At 39.6% G+C, this 17,763-nt stretch carries 15 protein-coding genes and 1 riboswitch; of the genes, 8 read left to right on the top strand and 7 right to left on the bottom strand.

Features of this window, described 5'->3' with window-relative positions; translation table 11 throughout:
• Positions 1–109 precede the first annotated feature (109 nt).
• Positions 110–691 carry a 5'-deoxynucleotidase gene (gene yfbR / locus CS931_RS09600; protein ID WP_099205566.1) on the top strand — a complete coding sequence of 194 codons (582 nt, stop codon included), beginning with the start codon at positions 110–112 and terminating at the stop codon, positions 689–691.
• Between the two features lie 121 nt (positions 692–812).
• Positions 813–1,736: a YihY/virulence factor BrkB family protein gene (locus CS931_RS09605; RefSeq protein WP_159459798.1), complete on the top strand. Its 924-nt coding sequence runs from the start codon at positions 813–815 to the stop codon at positions 1,734–1,736.
• Between the two features lie 69 nt (positions 1,737–1,805).
• Here the strand turns inward: CS931_RS09605 and mnmA are convergent, their stop codons facing one another.
• The gene (gene mnmA, locus CS931_RS09610) at positions 1,806–2,915 is read right to left on the bottom strand and encodes a tRNA 2-thiouridine(34) synthase MnmA (RefSeq protein WP_099205568.1); all 1,110 of its coding nucleotides are present in this window, start codon (positions 2,913–2,915) and stop codon (positions 1,806–1,808) included.
• Positions 2,916–3,276: 361 nt separating this feature from the next.
• On the opposite strand from mnmA, the gene rpsD reads away from it, so the two are divergent.
• The 4 genes from rpsD to CS931_RS09630 all read left to right on the top strand — a co-directional run bounded on the left by rpsD (position 3,277) and on the right by CS931_RS09630 (position 6,981).
• Positions 3,277–3,876: a 30S ribosomal protein S4 gene (gene rpsD, locus CS931_RS09615; RefSeq protein WP_099205569.1), complete on the top strand. Its 600-nt coding sequence runs from the start codon at positions 3,277–3,279 to the stop codon at positions 3,874–3,876.
• A gap of 353 nt (positions 3,877–4,229) precedes the next feature.
• Positions 4,230–4,413, top strand: a riboswitch (Lysine riboswitch).
• A 112-nt stretch (positions 4,414–4,525) separates the two neighbouring features.
• The gene (locus CS931_RS09620; RefSeq protein ID WP_099205570.1) at positions 4,526–5,356 is read left to right on the top strand and encodes a transporter substrate-binding domain-containing protein; all 831 of its coding nucleotides are present in this window, start codon (positions 4,526–4,528) and stop codon (positions 5,354–5,356) included.
• 95 nt (positions 5,357–5,451) lie between these two features.
• Positions 5,452–6,222 (top strand): amino acid ABC transporter permease, encoded by a 771-nt coding sequence (locus tag CS931_RS09625; RefSeq protein WP_099205571.1) that lies wholly within the window; start codon positions 5,452–5,454, stop codon positions 6,220–6,222.
• Positions 6,223–6,240: 18 nt separating this feature from the next.
• Positions 6,241–6,981: an amino acid ABC transporter ATP-binding protein gene (locus CS931_RS09630; protein ID WP_099205572.1), complete on the top strand. Its 741-nt coding sequence runs from the start codon at positions 6,241–6,243 to the stop codon at positions 6,979–6,981.
• Between the two features lie 185 nt (positions 6,982–7,166).
• Here CS931_RS09630 and CS931_RS09635 read toward each other — a convergent pair whose 3' ends face one another.
• Positions 7,167–9,098, bottom strand: coding sequence for a methyl-accepting chemotaxis protein (locus CS931_RS09635; protein ID WP_159459799.1), 1,932 nt, complete (start codon positions 9,096–9,098; stop codon positions 7,167–7,169).
• A gap of 326 nt (positions 9,099–9,424) precedes the next feature.
• Here CS931_RS09635 and CS931_RS09640 point away from each other — a divergent pair, with 326 nt between their 5' ends.
• Both CS931_RS09640 and CS931_RS09645 read left to right on the top strand, forming a co-directional pair.
• Positions 9,425–10,921 carry a glycoside hydrolase family 43 protein gene (locus CS931_RS09640; protein WP_099205574.1) on the top strand — a complete coding sequence of 499 codons (1,497 nt, stop codon included), beginning with the start codon at positions 9,425–9,427 and terminating at the stop codon, positions 10,919–10,921.
• Positions 10,922–10,946: 25 nt separating this feature from the next.
• The gene (locus CS931_RS09645; RefSeq protein ID WP_099205575.1) at positions 10,947–11,480 is read left to right on the top strand and encodes a dihydrofolate reductase family protein; all 534 of its coding nucleotides are present in this window, start codon (positions 10,947–10,949) and stop codon (positions 11,478–11,480) included.
• Positions 11,481–11,684: 204 nt separating this feature from the next.
• Here the strand turns inward: CS931_RS09645 and CS931_RS09650 are convergent, their stop codons facing one another.
• The 5 genes from CS931_RS09650 to CS931_RS09670 form a co-directional block, all read right to left on the bottom strand.
• Positions 11,685–12,623: an ABC transporter ATP-binding protein gene (locus CS931_RS09650; protein WP_099205576.1), complete on the bottom strand. Its 939-nt coding sequence runs from the start codon at positions 12,621–12,623 to the stop codon at positions 11,685–11,687.
• Positions 12,610–13,704, bottom strand: a complete 1,095-nt coding sequence (locus CS931_RS09655) for an ABC transporter ATP-binding protein (protein WP_099205636.1) — start codon at positions 13,702–13,704, stop codon at positions 12,610–12,612. The genes CS931_RS09650 and CS931_RS09655 overlap by 14 nt, the downstream gene beginning before the upstream one ends.
• A 10-nt stretch (positions 13,705–13,714) precedes the next feature.
• Complete coding sequence (locus CS931_RS09660) at positions 13,715–14,776, bottom strand: ABC transporter permease (protein WP_099205577.1); 1,062 nt, start codon at positions 14,774–14,776, stop codon at positions 13,715–13,717.
• Positions 14,769–15,779, bottom strand: a complete 1,011-nt coding sequence (locus CS931_RS09665; RefSeq protein WP_099205578.1) for an ABC transporter permease — start codon at positions 15,777–15,779, stop codon at positions 14,769–14,771. The genes CS931_RS09660 and CS931_RS09665 overlap by 8 nt, the downstream gene beginning before the upstream one ends.
• Before the next feature lie 108 nt (positions 15,780–15,887).
• Positions 15,888–17,606 (bottom strand): peptide ABC transporter substrate-binding protein, encoded by a 1,719-nt coding sequence (locus tag CS931_RS09670; RefSeq protein ID WP_099205579.1) that lies wholly within the window; start codon positions 17,604–17,606, stop codon positions 15,888–15,890.
• Positions 17,607–17,763: the final 157 nt, after the last annotated feature.

The raw sequence follows: 17,763 nt of genomic DNA on the forward strand, positions 1-17,763 counted from the left end.
TAAAGGAAATTTCTTAATTCTTTCTCACGATTTTCATAAAGAAATTGTACCTTTCCTAAGAAATAGTGCTTTATTTCGGTTAATATAAAGAAAAGGATAAAAACTGACTATGCCTCATCATTTTTTTGCTATGCTTTATCGCATGAAATATATCAATCGCTGGGGTTTGATGAAGAACACACGTGCTGAAAATATTAGTGAACATAGCCTTGATACTGCTATGATTGCTCACTCGCTTGCCTTAATTGGCAATCGGTACTTTGGAAAAAGCTACCCTAGTGAGCACATCGCTATGCTTGCTTTATTTCATGACTGCACTGAGATTATCACAGGAGACTTGCCAACCCCTGTCAAATATCATTCCCCTGGCATTCGCAATGCCTATAAAGAAGTAGAAAAAATTGCCGCCAATCGTCTTTTAGAACTTTTACCAGAGGAACTGCAAAAAGATTATGAGCCCTTGTTGGCTCCCGGTGACACCGAGAAAGAATATCTTTTGTTAGTCAAAGCCGCTGATAAGCTTTCCGCTCTTGCCAAATGCATGGAAGAAAAAAAGAGCGGTAACACCGAATTCTATGACGCTGAGCATTCTCTGTTGCTGGCCATTCATGATTTTTGTTTGCCAGAGGCTGAGTTTTTCCTACAAGAATTTCTCCCCTCCTATCTTTTAACTTTGGACAAGTTAAAATGACGGCTTTTCTCGACAAAATCAGTCTATCCTCTCTATGTATAATAAGAATCACTCTTAATCACCAATCTCAAATTAAAATCTCACCTATCGGTTGTCTTTTTAACCTATGGAGGTAAATATTTTGGACATTCTCAAAAAACACCTGTACTGGTTCGGTGACAGACTGGAAAAAGACCAGTTAGATTCTCTCGCCGCCCACAGCGCTTATTTTATTATTATTTCTTTCTTGCCCTTTTTCACTTTTTTACTAACGCTTTTTCAGCAAATCCACTTTTCAGGTACAACTCTTATCAACGAAATGCTTCAAATTTTCCCTGAAAGTGTTGCACAATATATCCAGGGCATTTTAGCAGAAAGTACACCGGTTTCCAGTATACTCTCCGTTTCAATTATCACCTTTTTATGGTCTGCCTCTAGTGGTATGGTGGCCGTCATCAAAGGTTTAGATACCATTTATAGTGTAGAAAAAAGGCGCAGTTTTTTAAAGCTTCGACTACTGTCTATTCTCTATCTCGTAGCTTTTGCACTTGTCCTGCTGATTACTGCCGTCACGCTGGTTTTTGGTTCTACCTTATATCAGCATATTTTGGATAAAGCTCCGCCGTTTATTGCGATTATTCTAATAAATTTTAAGTCGCTTTTTGGTTTTGTCCTATTGGTGGTCTTTTTTTCTGCTATGTTTAACACTTTTCCCAGAAAAAGTGCCAGCTTTATCAATAATTTATTTGGAGCTATTTTTAGTGCCGCGGGCTGGGTGCTATTCTCTTTCTTCTTCTCCATTTTTGTCAACAATTTCTCTAACTTTTCTGTTGTCTATGGGAGTTTAGCTACTTTAGTTGTATTGATGTTTTGGCTTCACACCTGTATGTACATCTTGTTTTTAGGGGCAGAAGTTTCTGTTTGGCTTGAAAAAAATACAGTTTTTGCTGATATAAAATCTCTTTTTTCTAGACGTAAAAAAGCAAAAAAAACAATTACCTTACAAACACAATCAAGCCCAACAGACAATTGTAAAGAAAAAGCAGAGGCTAGTGATTATAAGTAAAAGGAAGCAAGCGAAAATCTGCTTGCTTCCTTTTTTCTTTTGTAACCGCTTTGTACGAAGAACCTGTGCCTAATCCCCTGTATAATCTGCCCGCACCGGCTGCGTTTCTTTAATAATACCGCCGCCGACCACTACATCGTCTTGATACATTACCACTGCTTGTCCATTAGTAATGGCCCTTTGCGGCTCGTCAAACACAATCTTAATTTCATCCTCACCGGTCTGAATCACAGTGGCCGGCTGTTCTTTATGGCGATATCGAACTTTTGCCAACACTCTCATCGGTTCGTCAATTCTTTCGCAAGAAATCAAATTGATATCTCTTGCTATGAGTTCTGTGCTGAAAAGCTCTTCGGCTTTACAAAGCAAAACTTCATTTTTGACTGTATCAATTCCACCGACAAACATCGGCTGCGGAAAAGAAATTCCCAAACCCTTTCGTTGACCAATCGTATAATGAATAATTCCTTTATGCTGACCATAGATTTGCCCGTTTGTACCAACAAAGTTCCCCGGTTTAAATTCTATTCCCTTATACCGCTTAATGAACCCTGCATAATCGCCGTCAGGCACAAAGCAAATATCTTGACTATCTCGTTTTCTGGCGTTGACAAGTCCATGCTCTTCTGCAATTTCACGCACATGCTCTTTTCTCATATTGCCCAATGGAAAAAGCGTTTTAGCCAGTTGTTCTTGTGTCAATGTATAAAGCATATAACTTTGGTCTTTGGTATCATCCAATCCTTTTTTCAGCAAATATCTGCCTGTTACTTTGTCCTGCTCAATTCGGGAATAATGCCCTGTCACAATATAATCAAATCCTAATTTTTCTGCCCGAGTCAGCAAGCTTTGAAACTTGATATATCGATTGCAGTCAATACAGGGGTTCGGTGTGTAACCCGACTCATATGCTTCTACAAATCGCTCGATAACGTTTTCTTCAAAATCATCAGTGAAGTTCAGCACATAAAAGGGCATATCCAGTTTGGCCGCCACAGCTCGTGCGTCCTCAACATCATCAAGCGAGCAGCAAGTGCGTGTCTTTGTCAGACAAATGCCCTCGTTGGTGTATAATTTTAATGTAATGCCTATGGTTTCGTATCCCATCTCTTGCGTCAGCAAGGCCGCTGTTGAGCTGTCTACGCCTCCGCTCATGGCAATAACCGCTTTTTTGGTCATTTTCTTTATCCTTTCGCAATTCTATCCTTGTCTATTTCATTTTATCTAAAATGTTATAATCTGTTTTTTGTTTTAACAACGCTACGAATTAACTTGTCTTTCACTGCTATTTTTGCTACTATTTATTTTAACATATTTTCTGCACTTAGAAAAGAGTAGAGCTGACCGAAAAACAAGCATTATATAGCAAATTTTCAATTTATTTTTTCAAATTATGATTTTTTATGCGTATGTCGATTTTTTCAACAAGATTTTTCTTGCAAATTTTTGTGTTTTATGCTAAACTTAATAAGCTTGTTTAATAACAATAAGACAAGTATCTGTTGAATGACAGATTTAGATTTGAGAGGAGCTATTTAAAATGGCAAGAGAACGTACTCCGGTACTGAAAAAGTGCCGTGCACTGGGAATCGAACCTTCTGTGCTTGGCATTACGAAAAAACCTTCTAAAAAAGGTAAGAACGTAAACACACGCCGCAAAGTAAGTGAATATGGTTTGCAGCTGCGTGAAAAACAAAAAGCAAAATTCATCTATGGCCTGCTTGAGAAACAGTTTCATAATCTGTATCTAAAAGCTACTAAAATGCCTGGCATGGCTGGTGAAAACCTTCTTTCTTTGCTCGAACAACGCCTTGACAACACAATCTACAGAATTGGTTTTGCTAGAACTCGTGCAGAAGCCAGACAGTTTGTCTGCCATGGTCATGTACTTGTAAACGGCAAAAAAGTTGACATCGCTTCTGTACGTGTAAAACCAGGTGATGTGATTTCTATTCGTGAGAAATCTATTGCTTCTACACACGTTAAAGACGTTTTGGCTGAAACAGAGAAAACACTTGTGCCAAAATGGCTGAATGTCAACAGAGACAAGCACAGCGCAGAAGTCCTTGCTATCCCTACCAAAGAGGATATTGACTTTGAGCTGAATGAACGTCTAATCGTTGAGTTGTACTCTAAATAATAGCTTTTCGGTTTCATATCGAAACTTTATTATTTCTTATATGGATGTTATGAAAAACCATCGGTGTTGCCGGTGGTTTTTTTATATTTGTTAGATTTTAGATTTAGCCCAAAAATAACTTTTCACAATAACATGATAATAAGTTGAAAACATTTGAATCTGGTTTAGTTTTTCAGTTTATACAAATATTATGTAAACCTATTGGTAATATAGAAAAATATATAGTCTATTATCCTGCAATCCCTAAGTTTTTGACAAATATTCTTGATTTTCTTGTTTTTACTAATTGACAGATGAATCTCTTTGTTGTAGTATTATGAGTAACAAATGAATAAGATAGACCTCACTTTTGTCAGTGAGGTAGAGGCGCGGTATTTAACAGTCTTGAGCTGAGCCGAGAAGCAATGACGCTTTTGAGAAGGAAATATCGCCGAAGTTTTATAATATCTCTCTATATTATAGAGCTGGGTCTGTGGTGAAGAATCACAGGACTGTCTCAATAGACTTCCCAAGCTATTGAGTTGTGCTATCTCTTGTGGATAAAGTGGGGCGACTTTTTGAAAGACCTGGAGTTTGCCTTGGGGTCTTTTTATTTATGCCTTTTTAGGCTTCAGGTCTTTTAATCTTATAGTAAACGGAGATAGATTTTATGAAAAAAAGAGTATTGGTATTTGTTCTTGCTGCATTAACAGCTTTGACACTTTTGGCTGGCTGTTCTCAAAATAGTAGTAAAACTGACAATGTACTTCGTGTCGGTATGGAAGCTGGTTATGCCCCTTTTAACTGGACACAAGCAGATGACAAAAATGGCGGCGTTAAAATTGATGGCAGCGTAGAGTACGCCGGTGGTTATGACGTTGAAATCGCCAAGAAAATTGCTGAAGGCCTAGGCAAAGAACTGCTTATTGTGAAAACAGAATGGGACGGCTTGGTTCCGGCACTAAACTCCGGCAAAATTGATGCCATCATCGCTGGTATGTCCCCCACAGCCGAAAGAAAAGAAAGTATTGATTTCACTGACAATTACTACACTTCTCACCTTGTCATGGTCGTGAAAAAAGGTAGTGCCTACGAAAATGCCACCAGTATTCAAGACTTTAGCGGTGCAAAAATTACTGCTCAGCTCAACACCTTCCACTATTCTGTTATCGACCAAATCGAGGGTGTAACCAAAGAAACTGCTATGGATAACTTTCCTACTATGCGAGTAGCTTTGGAATCAGGCGTAATTGACGGCTATGTTTCTGAACGACCTGAAGGTGTCAGTGCTTCTGCTGCAAATGCCAATCTTGCTATGGTCGAATTTACAGACGGCTTTGTCACTTCTGACGATGACACTGCTATTGCTGTGGGCATCAAAAAAGGAAGCGATATGGCCGATAAAATTAACGAAATTTTGTCTGGAATTTCAGAGGAAGAACGCAGCAAAATCATGGATGATGCTATTCTAAATCAGCCTGCATCTGTGTCACAGGAATAAGACTTAAGTTTGTAAAAGAAAAACAGCAAAGATATTGATTATAAAACCGGTTGCTTGTTACAGCCGGTTTTTAACTTATTGGAGGAGGACTTATTATGAGCCTGGAATGGCTGCTAAAAATTGTTAGTCAAAATGGAATGTCCTTTGTACGAGGGGCAGGCATTACGCTTTATATTTCGCTGATTGGTACCATTATCGGTTCTGTTATCGGACTATTGATTGGTGTTATCAAAACAATTCCCATTCCCGACAAAAAAGGGGCAAAACGACGTTTTTTGAAATGTGTGAATGGCATTCTCAGTGCCTACATTGAGTTTTTCCGCGGTACACCTATGATTGTTCAAGCTATGGTTATCTACTACGGCTTGGCAGAAGCATTTAATATTGACATGAACCGTAACTTTGCCGCTATTTTAATTGTATCCATTAATACGGGTGCTTATATGGCTGAAATTGTCAGAGGCGGCATTCTTTCTATTGACAAAGGTCAGTTCGAAGCAGCTGCTGCTGTGGGTATGAATCACGTCAAAACTATGACCAATATCATTTTACCGCAGGTCATTCGAAACATCTTGCCTGCTACCGGCAATGAATTTGTGATTAACATCAAAGACACCTCTGTTTTAAATGTTATTTCTGTGTCTGAACTTTACTTCAACACAAAATCTGTGGCAGGAAATAACTTCCGTTATTATGAATCTTTTGGTATTGCCTGTGTCCTCTACTTTGTGATGACATTTACGGTCACGAGAATTCTGCGGTTTATTGAGAAAAAGATGGACGGGCCAGATAACTACATCATGAGCGGCAATCAAATGCAAGTACAAAAACCTGAAGATGCTTTGAAAAACAGCAAAAAAGGATAACCAAAGGAGGACATTAAAATGGAAAACATTATAGAAATCAAACATTTGAGTAAATCCTTTGGCAGCCATGAGGTACTAAAGGACATCGACTTTTCTGTTCAAAAAGGTGAAGTTGTTTGCATTATCGGCTCTTCTGGTTCGGGAAAATCCACACTTCTCCGCTGCGTGAATCTTTTGGAGAAACCAGACGGCGGTGAAATCATCTATCAAGGTGAAAATATTTTAGACGACAAACACGATGTTTACACCTATCGCACCCATCTTGGCATGGTATTTCAGCAGTTTAATCTTTTCAACAATCTGGATGTTCTTAGCAACTGTATGGTGGGACAGCAAAAAGTCTTGCACCGCTCTGAAAAAGAAGCTTCTGAAACGGCTATAAAATATCTCAAAACAGTCGGCATGGAAGATTACATTCACGCCAAACCCAAGCAATTGTCAGGTGGACAGAAGCAACGTGTGGCCATTGCAAGAGCCTTATCCATGGAACCCGATGTCATGTTATTTGATGAACCTACCTCTGCTCTCGACCCTGAAATGGTTGGTGACGTGCTTAAAATCATGAAAGAGCTGGCTGAATCTGGGCTTACCATGCTAGTTGTTACCCATGAAATGAGCTTTGCCAAAGAAGTGTCAGACCGAGTAGTCTTTATGGATCAAGGTGTCATTGCTGAAGAAGGGCATCCAGATCAAATCTTTAACACGCCTACACAAGAACGAACCAGAGAATTTTTGAGCCGTGTTCTCACAAAAAACTGATTTTACAAAATTAGTTGAGTTTCTCGCAGATTCTATTTTAAAAACAGGTTAAACCATTTCTTTATTATATTAAGCCACACAAATTGCTTATCCATTTTCTCTGTAATAAAAGATTTCTCCCCTTACAAAAAAAGATTTTCTCCTAGTTTCAGGAGAAAATCTTTTTTATTATTTGGGTTCATTTATTATTCTCTTTTAAAGGTAGAAACCATTTGCTCTAAATTCTGCACTTGGCTAAGCAGTTCTTCACTGGTTGCCGCACTTTCTTCTGCTGTTGCAGAGTTTGCCTGTGTAACATCGGCAATTCCCCGCATGCCTTGGTCTAGCTCATTGATTTGGTTTGATTGTTCTTCTAGAGACATGGCCATTCTTTGCGCTAAGTTATCCACCATAGTGGTCTGCTCAACTATCTTTTCAAAAGCACCTGCTGTTTGCTCCACATTTTTCATGCCTTGTCCAACAGACTGAATTGTATTTTCAATCAACTCTGCCGTGTTCTTTGCAGCATCTGCACTTTTAGCCGCCAGTTGTCTAACTTCATCTGCCACCACAGAAAATCCTTTGCCTGCTGCACCGGCATGAGAAGCCTCTACTGCCGCATTTAAGGCAAGAATATTGGTCTGGAAAGAAATATCATCCATGACCTGCAAAATACCTTGAATCTTTTTAGAGAATGCATCAATACTTTGCATTGATTCCTGCATTTTCTGCATATCCTTATTGCCTTGCTGCGTCACGCTCAACGCACCCTGTGTCATCTCCTGCATCTTCTCAGAATACTCTGCATTTTCTTGTACACTGCTTGATACTAGCTCCAATGAGTTCAGCAATTGTTCGGTCGTGGCTGATTGTTCTGTAGAATTTTGCGCTAAACTTTGGCCGCCCAGCGCTACTTGCTCTGCCCCTGCCTGTACCTGTACTGTGGCTTGAGAGATACCGTCCAAAGTGACACTCAGCGATTCTACTATTTGTTTCAAAGCCCCTTGAATCGGAACAAAATCACCTTGGTACTCAACTGCACTGCGTGCTGTTAGATTTTTCTCTGCAACCTCGTTTAATACAAAAGAAATATCATGAATATATTCCCTAAGTGTTCCAATGGTATGCTGCAAAGCTTGCATGAGTCTTGCGCTTTCATCTTTGCCATTCAAATTTTCTACTTCTGTCTGCAAATCGCCTTTTGCAAAAAGTTCAATTCGTTCTGTCGCTTTTACAATGGGGTTCGTAATTTTTTTGGCGAAAATCTGCGTAATGACAAAAGTAATAATCAGCAAAATAAGACCTACACCAACACAAACCATCATGGTAGACCGCAAGCCCTGTTCAACCTGTGTAATGGGCCTTGTGACGGCAATCGACCAGCCTTCCACGCCATTTAAAGGTGTATATCCTACCAAACGGCGAACTCCTTTATAGTAGCTCTGTGCTGTACCACTTTGTCCTTCTATCATTTTCCCAAACATTTCTGCGGTAGGTTTATAACTCGGCTCTTTTTCTGCCAGCTCAAAGTAGTTAACGGGTTCTTTCACGCTTTCAATGTCAGGATGTAAAACCGTAAAACCATCTGCTCCAATGGCAAAAGCATAACCGCCTTCTCCAATTTTAATCTCATCCAAAATTGTGCTCAAGACAGCATAAGAAAATTCTCCGTATAAAACATCTTCTTTTCCTTCAAGAGGGGCTGCCACAAACAAAGTCACTTCACCCGCTTCATTTGTAATTGGACTAGAGATATAAGGAGTTCCGCTTTTGGCTTGTTCAAAGAAAGTTTGTCCAGCCAGTACATCGCCGCGGCTGTTATTCCCTTCAGCGTCTGCTATACCTAAATAGAGGAAACCGTTTTCTTCTGTTTCTTCAGCAAGTGCTTTCTCTTTCAACTTTGTTGAGCCAGAAGATAAATCTTTGCTGCTTGCCAAGCTTTGAATTCTGTTACGATATTCATCCATCTTAATGTTTATTCCTTGTGCATAAGCAGAAACTAAATTAGATGAGAGCTCTCTTTCTTCTTTCATCGTGCTTTGAAAATAAAGTATAGAAGAAATTGCTGTGAGCAGTGTCACAGTAATTACCAGCACAACTGATGTATAGATTAACAACTTGTTTTTTAAATATTTCATGATACCCTCTATTCTTAAGACATCTGACATGAAAACACAAAATCTGTTATTATTTTACCAAATTACCCATATTTTTTCAATATTATATTATCGTATTTCAGAAAATATTTCGTAAATAACATTTTTATTTTTTGATTACCATTTGTGAATTAATATAAAAAAATTACCAAATATAGAGAAAATATATTAAATACATGTTATAATGTAAGTTAGAGTTTTTATTATCTAACTAAAATTAATTATATTTTTTTGATTTGATAAGTTTACACTTGATTTATCACAATCCATTCCAGTCTTTATTGTGCATGAGAAGGAGGCCGTACTTTATGAATTACCAAAATCCAATTATTAAAGGCTTTAATCCCGACCCCAGTATCTGCCGAGTTGGTGAAGATTTTTATTTGGTAACATCTACCTTCGAATTTTTTCCCGGCGTGCCGATTTACCACAGCAAAAACCTTGTAAACTGGGAGCTAATCAACCATTGTCTTTCCAGTGAATCTCAATTAAATTTGAAAGATTGCCGTTGCTCTGGTGGAATTTATGCCCCCACCATTCGCTACTATGATGGCATTTTCTATATGGTGACCACCAACATTACCGACAAAGGTAATTTCTTTGTCTATACCGATGATATCTACGGAAAATGGTCTGAGCCCATTTGGGTTGATCAAGGCGGCATTGATCCCTCTTTGCTTTTTGACGACGGCAAAGTCTATTTTACTTCTACTGGTTCTGACGCCAACGGTAAAGCTTGTATCTGTATTTGTGAAATCAATCCGCAAACCGGTGAAAAACTCACCCCCACCACGCTTCTTAATTACGGTTGTGGAGGACGTTTTTGTGAAGCACCTCACCTTTACAAGATTGGGAAATACTATTATCTCATGATAGCCGAGGGTGGCACTGAATTTGGCCACATGGTGACTATGCAAAGAAGCTCTTCACCTTATGGGCCTTTTGAACCCTGTCCGTATAATCCCATTCTTTCTCATCGCAATTACGGCAATTCTCCTATTCAAGCAACAGGTCACGCTGATATAGTAGAAGATGAAAAAAGTAATTGGTGGCTTGTTTGCTTAGGTATTCGCCCTTTAAAACAAGCCATGCTTCACAATTTAGGCAGAGAAACCTTTTTAGCTCCCATCCACTGGGACAATAACGGTTGGCCAATTGTGGGAGAAGGTGGCACGATTGAATTGGCTATGAATGGTCCTCTGCCCGGCACACCTGAACCTGTCTGCTTTGATTTTAAAGATAATTTCCAAACTCAAAGCTTGAATTTAGAATGGAATTATGTTAGAAATCCAGACTTATCGCTTTATCAAACAGGGAATGGTCTATCTTTGACAGCCAGCAGCGAAACTCTCAATGACAACCAACCTACTTTTATTGGAATTAGGCAAAAAGAATTCCATATGGAAGCTGAAACCGAGATTACCCTATCCAAGGGAATAGGACTAGGCGGGATTACGGCTTTTTACACTCGCTTCTATCACTACGACCTTTTCCTAGAAACAGACGACAACAGTTCTTATCTTGTCTTGCGCAGTACCGTTCACGGCTTTACTGCTGAAGTAAAACGTATTTCTCTGCCCTATACTCGTACAGTAAAACTAAAAATAATGACGGGTCCTGAAAAATATTCATTCTACTACGAGCATGAAAATATATGGATTGATATTGGTCATGCAGCCACAGCTGGTCTTTGCACCGAAGCTAATATGCACATGACTTTTACTGGCACTTATATTGGATTATTTGCAGAAGAAAAAACCAGCCATTATTCCTATTTCAGCCTCAAAGAAATAAAATCAAATTAAATCTGTATATTTTAGGGAGGATTTTATGATACAAGACCGTAAAATAGTGTTATATATTGCTGCCAGTTTAGATGGATATATTGCTACTAAAGATGAAAATTTAGATTGGCTATTTGCTGTTGAAGGCGAAGGTGATAACGGTTATTCTAGTTTTTATCAAACCATCGATACTATTTTAATTGGACGAACCACCTATGATTGGATTATTAAGCAGGAAAACGGCAATTTTCCTTATCAAGGAAAGGAATGCTATGTTTTTTCCTCAACTCCCAAAGAGGATACTGAACATGTACGCTTTATCTGTAAAGATATCATTCCGTTAATAAAAGATTTAAAAGCGAGAAACGGCAAAAAAATCTGGCTTGTTGGCGGAGGAAAACTGGTTGATACTTTTCTTAAAGAAAAACTGGTAGATGAAATCATCCTCAATATCGCCCCCAAATTACTGGGTGACGGCATTCCTTTATTTCATAAAAATGATTTTGAATCCTCTCTTGTTTTAAAGCAGACACGTCAGTTTAATCAATTCATAGAACTTTCTTATGAGGTTTTGTCGTAGAAAATTACAACTATAAAGCAAAAAGTAAAATAAGGACACCGCTACTCTACAAAACCTATTAACCTATATGTAGATTTATTTTCACTCATTTTCTGTAGACAATAAAAAATACGCCTTTTGATTGGCTATCCGCTTACCAATCAAAAGGCGTATTTTATTGCTATCTATTTAAATCTTTGTTAGATTTACTCATCAGAAATCAGCTTATTTTTGATTTGCTGTCCAACGCTCTAGCTCTTCAGGAGTTGCTAACACAAAATGTTCTCCCCCCAGATGATGTCGAACACCCTTGGTATAGTCTACACCCTCTGCTTTATAATCATATCCCTTAGCCACTCTTTGTCTTTCCAATTGTGGGTTTGGACGAGGAATAGCGCTAAGCAAGCTCTGTGTATAGGGGTGAACTGGGTTTTCAAAAATCTCGTCGGTAGTTCCTGTTTCAACTAAATGGCCCAAATGAAGAACACCGATACGATCTGAAATATATTTAACCATTGATAGGTCATGTGCAATAAATAGATAAGTCGTCCCGGTTTCTACTTGCAAGTCTTTCATCAAGTTGACAACCTGTGCTTGTATAGAAACATCCAATGCACTGATACATTCGTCTGCAATCACCAGTTTAGGGTTCATAATCAATGCACGTGCAATACCCACACGTTGACGCTGACCACCACTAAATTGGTGGGGATAACGGTCGGCGTGTTCAGGCGCCAAGCCCACTTTCTCCAGCATTTTTGCAACTTTTTCAGCACGCTCAGTACGATTTTGATAGAGATGATGAATATCAAGACCCTGTGCAATGATTTCACCGACTTTTTTTCGGGGATTCAAGCAAGCCATTGGATCTTGGAAAATCATCTGCATTTCTGTGCGAAGACGATCTTTGGTTTCCCGGTTCATTTTCCCTGAAATATCCATATGATCAAATTCGATTTCGCCCGCTGTAGGGTCATATAAACGAATCAGACTGCGTCCTATCGTGCTTTTTCCACTACCAGATTCACCCACAAGGCCATAAGTTTCTCCCGGATAAATCACAAAGTCGACACCATCTACCGCTTTTACAGTAAAATTATTATTAATTTGAAAATGCTGTTTCAGTCCCTTAACCTTCAGGAGCGGTTCTTTAGTTGTTGTCATTCTTCACCTCTCCTTTCATCATGCGGTCAATACGATGGCGAAGTTCCACAGGCATTTCAACCTTAGGGGCACGCTCATCCAAAAGCCATGTTGCTGCATAATGTGTATCCGTAATCTTAAACATCGGCGGTTCTGCACGCTGATCAATCTTAAGAGCATATTGATTGCGAGGAGCAAAAGCATCTCCTTCAACAGGATGCAACAAGTTGGGTGGTGTGCCTGGGATTGTGTAGAGTCTTTCATCTTCTGTATCCAAATCAGGCATAGCACTAAGAAGTCCCCAAGTATAAGGATGACGCGGCTCGTAGAAAATCTCTTCTACTGTTCCTTTTTCTACAATCTTACCCGCATACATAACATCTACATAATCTGCTATTTTAGCTACAACGCCCAAATCATGCGTAATATAAATAACGCTGATTCCACGCTCTCTCTGAATTCTCTGAATCAGCTCCAATATTTTGGCCTGAATCGTTACGTCCAAAGCAGTAGTTGGTTCATCACAGATAAGCAAATCAGGGTCGCAAGCCAAGGCAATTGCAATTACAATTCTTTGTCTCATACCACCGGAAAGCTGATGGGGGTAATTTTTCATACGTCTTTCCGGCTCTTCGATGCCAACTTCTTCAAGCAGTTTAACTGCTTTTGCCCAAGCATCTGTCTTATTTGCTCGACCGTGCCAAAGCATACCTTCCATAATTTGTTTGCCTATTTGCATGGTAGGATCCAAACTTGTCATGGGGTCTTGGAAAATCATAGCAATACGTTTTCCATTAATATGTTTACGGAGTGATTTTTTCTTCATCTCCAAAATATTAACTGTTCTTTTTGTACCGTCATCACGATAATAGGTATACATAATCGTGCCTGAATCCACTTGGCTGTTCTTGGCTAAAATGCCCATAGCAGCTTTCATAGTTACTGATTTTCCGCTGCCGCTTTCCCCTACGATTGCCAGCGTTTCTCCTCTGAATAAGTCAATGTTTACACCTCGAATAGCATGTACATTTCCGGCAAGAGTTTCAAAGGTAATGGAAAGGTCACGGATTTCTATGACTTTTTCTTTTGTGTTTTTTTCCATATCTTTCACCTCACGCTTCCTTCAGTTTAGGATCAAACGCTTCTCGCAAACCGTCTGCTAGCATATTAAAGCTTAACATTAGCAATGCTAAGACGATGATAGGAGGTACAATTTGATAAGGATGTGTTGTAAAGCTATTAAAAGCATCACTAATCAAAGAGCCCAAGCTGCACTGTGGCACAGGAATACCCATACCTACAAAGCTCAAAAAGGCTTCTGTGAAAATAGCAGTAGGGATACTGAACATCAGCTGGGTAATAATTTGGCCGATAATATTCGGCAAAACTTCTCTGAAAATCAGAGTCGCATGTCCGGCGCCCAAAGTCCGACTCGCTAAAACAAATTCCTGCTCTTTTAGCTTCAGCATTTCGGCACGGGAAATACGGCTCATACTAATCCATTCCGTTATGACCAGTGCTAGCACAATTGTGGCAAATCCAGGTTTTAAAATCAACATCAAGAGTGTGACAATAACCAGTCTAGGAATACCATTGTTAATTTCAGTAAAACGCTGCATAATGCTGTCAGTCAAACCGCCAAAATAACCACTGATTAGTCCAAAAGACATACCAATTGTCATGTTAATAATGGCACTGACTACCGCAATACCAAGCGAAATACGAGTACCTTCCCACACACGAGTCCAAATATCTCTTCCCAATGTGTCACTGCCAAACCAATAATAGACATCGGTAAGATTTTTATCTTTATAGCCGTTTACAATCTTTTCACCGGTGGTAGTCTTCAAAACTTCATCACCATTGAAAATACCCAAGTTCTCGAGTACAGGGATTCTAGGGCCAAAGTTCTTTTCTGTCAAGGATTGACTGGAATAGGTGTATTCATTCATGTGTGGCCCGATAAGAGCAAGAAAAACGATCACTGTGATAAACACAAGCGATACAACGGCACCTTTATTCGCAAAAAAGCGACGTCTAACATCTTTCCAATAACTATCACTGGAAAAACCAGAATCGGTCTTCGCATTTGGGTCAGAATTAATTAATTCAAAATCATCTGCTAAGAATTCTCTTTCTAAAACAGAAGCATCAAATGCAACTTCATTAGGCATGTGTTTTCACCTCTTTTCTCTTTTTAATACCAAGCACACGCGACCATCTTTCAAAGAATCCAGGGCGGCCTGAATCATCACCGGAGAGACGGATACGAGGATCAATAACACCATAAAGTATATCCACCACCAACATAATGACAATATACATGGCACTATAAATAAAGCTTAGCGCAATAACAACATTGTAGTCATTTGACTGAATCGCTGTAACCAAAAGGCTACCAACACCCGGAATAGAGAATATTTTCTCAATAACCAAGCTTCCTGTCATCAGGTCAACAACCAAAGGTGCCAAAACGGTGATAATTGGGATAAGCGCATTACGAAGCGCATGGCGCATAATGAGGGGTGCACCGCTAATTCCCTTGCTTTCTGCCAAAAGCATATAATCACTGCCCATTACCTCTGCCATTTCGTTTCGTGTAAACCTCGCTATGGAAGCCATCGTAAACATGCTCAATGCAATACTGGGCATCACACTAGATTCAAACGGCAGTTTTGTGTTATATAGCATGGGCAGCCACGAAAGCTTAAATCCTAATGAATAACTTAACCCCAGTGCAAACACATAGCTTGGCACAGAAACACCTAAAACGGAGATAAACGTGCAAATTGTATCTAATATAGTATTTCGATTAAGAGATGCTACAATACCCAGGATGAGTCCTATGATAGCACCAAAAGCAACTGCAATGCCGCCAATTTGAAGGCTGATTGGCAATCGCATTTCTACCAACTGGCTAATTGGTGTATTTTTGCTGATGTTATAGCTTACACCCAAATCACCACGAACTAAATTCATAACGTAACGGCCATACTGTACATAAATCGGTTGATCCAATCCATATTTTGCGTTCAGTGCCACACGTTGATCAGCAGACAGTTTCTCATCATTAAAAGGAGAACCCGGCATCATCTGAAGTAGCAGAAAAAGGATCAAGGTAATCACCAAAAGGGTGAATACTGAAATAGCAAGCCTTTTCAGAACATATCGTTTCACATTCTTTACTCCTCTGTTGTAATTTACCGGTAATATGAAAAATTGCAGCGGCCTTGAGAATATCAAAGCCGCTGTGCAATTTTTACCGTAAGTAAAAAGTTTTTAAACTTAACCTTTTACTGCATGTTTATACACACGGTTGAGTGCCACAGGATGGAATTCAATACCGGATACGCCGGTTTTGATCATGTTAGCATCCGCTTTTGTATAGATAGGAGCGATAACCGCTTCATTCATAACAATTTTTTCTGCTTCATACATAGCGTTCCAACGAGCTTCAGCATCTGTAATGTAAGCGCCTGTTGTGCAATCAGCAATGATAGCATCATATTCTGCACTGCTCCACAAGCCATAGTTATTGTTGTTGCCTGTTGTCCACATGCCCAAATAGGTCATCGGATCAGCATAGTCCGGTCCCCAACGAGTTAAGCAAACTTCGTAGTTTCCGTTTTGAATATCTTCTACACGCTGTTTCTTAGGCTCAACTTTTAGGTTTAAAGTAACACCAGGAAGTGCTGTCTCGATTTGATCTTTTAATACAGCAGCTACATTCTGTGTTTCAGTTTGGTCTTCTAAAAGCAATTCAAAAGTGAAGGTGTCTTGGCCAAGTTCTGCTTTTGCTTTTTCAAAGTATTCAGCAGCTTTTGCTACATCGTCTGCACAGACATCAGCAAACATTTTCTGATCAGCACTGAAGTCAGAACCATCAGGACCTGTTGCAAACTGAGGAGGAACAGCTGTATAGGTAGCAACTGAACCATCTTTCACAACGTCATTGACGATTGATTCACGGTTAATTGCATTTGTAATAGCAAGACGTAGGTTAGCATTAGCAAGAGCAGGAACATCGTTGCCATTCATGGTGAGATACCACATATAACCAGCACCAACAACGTTTAGCTCAGGGTCACCAGAAACCTGGTCAACCTGATCGCCGCTCAATTTCACGATATCAAGCATACCGTTCTGATAGTTCATAAATGCTTGCTGACTGTCTTTTACAACCTGATAGCTCAAGCCATCGAGTTTAACATCTTCAGCATCATAGTAGTCAGGGTTCTTTACAAGGCTGAAAGACAAAGCTGCCGGCTCATAGGTGTCAAGAATAAAAGCACCATTGCTGAGCACTGTACTTGGGCTTGTGCCGAAAGTACCGCTCTCAAGTCCTTCAAAGAAAGCTTGGTTAATCGGATAGAATGTCGGGAAATACATGAGGCTTAAGAAATAAGAAACAGGAACATTTAGCTCAACTTTCAGTGTTTTTTCATCCACTGCAGTAATGCCAAGCTCGCTGACTTCTTTTTCACCGGCAATGATTTCTGCGGCATTTTTAATTTGACCAATTTCGCTATATAGGTAGTTGTACTCAGAAGCTGTTTCTGGGTTGACTGCACGATGCCAGCCATATACAAAGTCAGCTGCTGTAACAGGTTCGCCATTGCTCCACTTTGCATCGTCACGAAGGTGGAAAGTATAAGTAAGACCATCTTCACTGAGATCATAAGACTCTGCAATAGCAGCTACTGCTTTGCCGTGTTCATCCATTTGCATCAAGCCATCAGTATATCCTGCGATAACTTCAAAGCTTGTTCCATCGGTAGCAATCTGAGGATCCAAACTGGCAACCTCAATTTCAACCATAACGTTCAAAACGTTGTCACCACTTGTTGTTTCAGTGGGTGTAGCTTCTGATGCAGCTGTACTGCTGTCAGATTTAGATGCAGACGCATCGGATGATGTTGGTGCACTGTTGCCGCCGCAAGCTGCCAAGCTTACAGTCATGACACCAGAAAGCAGCACCGCCATCAGGCGTTTTGCTAATTTCATATTTTTTACCCCTCTCATCAAGCGCCAAATTTCAAGGCACTCTTACTGTTTTAGAGCAATGGCGCTCTTTCCATGAGAACATGAAAAGAGCGCCATTGCTCTGATGTGAATAAAATTATACTATAATTGATATCAAGTTGTCAATAGCACATATGAT

It is taken from the genome of Scatolibacter rhodanostii (assembly GCF_900197595.1).
Taxonomy (GTDB): Bacteria; Bacillota; Clostridia; order Oscillospirales; family Acutalibacteraceae; genus Scatolibacter; species Scatolibacter rhodanostii.

Bases quoted from the DNA above. Each gene is read 5' to 3' on its own strand.
- yfbR (WP_099205566.1), top strand. From the start codon at position 110: ATGCCTCATCATTTTTTTGCTATGCTTTATCGCATGAAATATATCAAT.
- CS931_RS09655 (WP_099205636.1), bottom strand. From the start codon at position 13,704: ATGGAAAAAAACACAAAAGAAAAAGTCATAGAAATCCGTGACCTTTCC.
- CS931_RS09670 (WP_099205579.1), bottom strand. From the start codon at position 17,606: ATGAAATTAGCAAAACGCCTGATGGCGGTGCTGCTTTCTGGTGTCATG.
- CS931_RS09645 (WP_099205575.1), top strand. From the start codon at position 10,947: ATGATACAAGACCGTAAAATAGTGTTATATATTGCTGCCAGTTTAGAT.
- CS931_RS09630 (WP_099205572.1), top strand. From the start codon at position 6,241: ATGGAAAACATTATAGAAATCAAACATTTGAGTAAATCCTTTGGCAGC.
- CS931_RS09660 (WP_099205577.1), bottom strand. From the start codon at position 14,776: ATGCCTAATGAAGTTGCATTTGATGCTTCTGTTTTAGAAAGAGAATTC.
- CS931_RS09635 (WP_159459799.1), bottom strand. From the start codon at position 9,098: ATGAAATATTTAAAAAACAAGTTGTTAATCTATACATCAGTTGTGCTG.
- CS931_RS09650 (WP_099205576.1), bottom strand. From the start codon at position 12,623: ATGACAACAACTAAAGAACCGCTCCTGAAGGTTAAGGGACTGAAACAG.
- rpsD (WP_099205569.1), top strand. From the start codon at position 3,277: ATGGCAAGAGAACGTACTCCGGTACTGAAAAAGTGCCGTGCACTGGGA.
- CS931_RS09640 (WP_099205574.1), top strand. From the start codon at position 9,425: ATGAATTACCAAAATCCAATTATTAAAGGCTTTAATCCCGACCCCAGT.
- mnmA (WP_099205568.1), bottom strand. From the start codon at position 2,915: ATGACCAAAAAAGCGGTTATTGCCATGAGCGGAGGCGTAGACAGCTCA.
- CS931_RS09625 (WP_099205571.1), top strand. From the start codon at position 5,452: ATGAGCCTGGAATGGCTGCTAAAAATTGTTAGTCAAAATGGAATGTCC.
- CS931_RS09620 (WP_099205570.1), top strand. From the start codon at position 4,526: ATGAAAAAAAGAGTATTGGTATTTGTTCTTGCTGCATTAACAGCTTTG.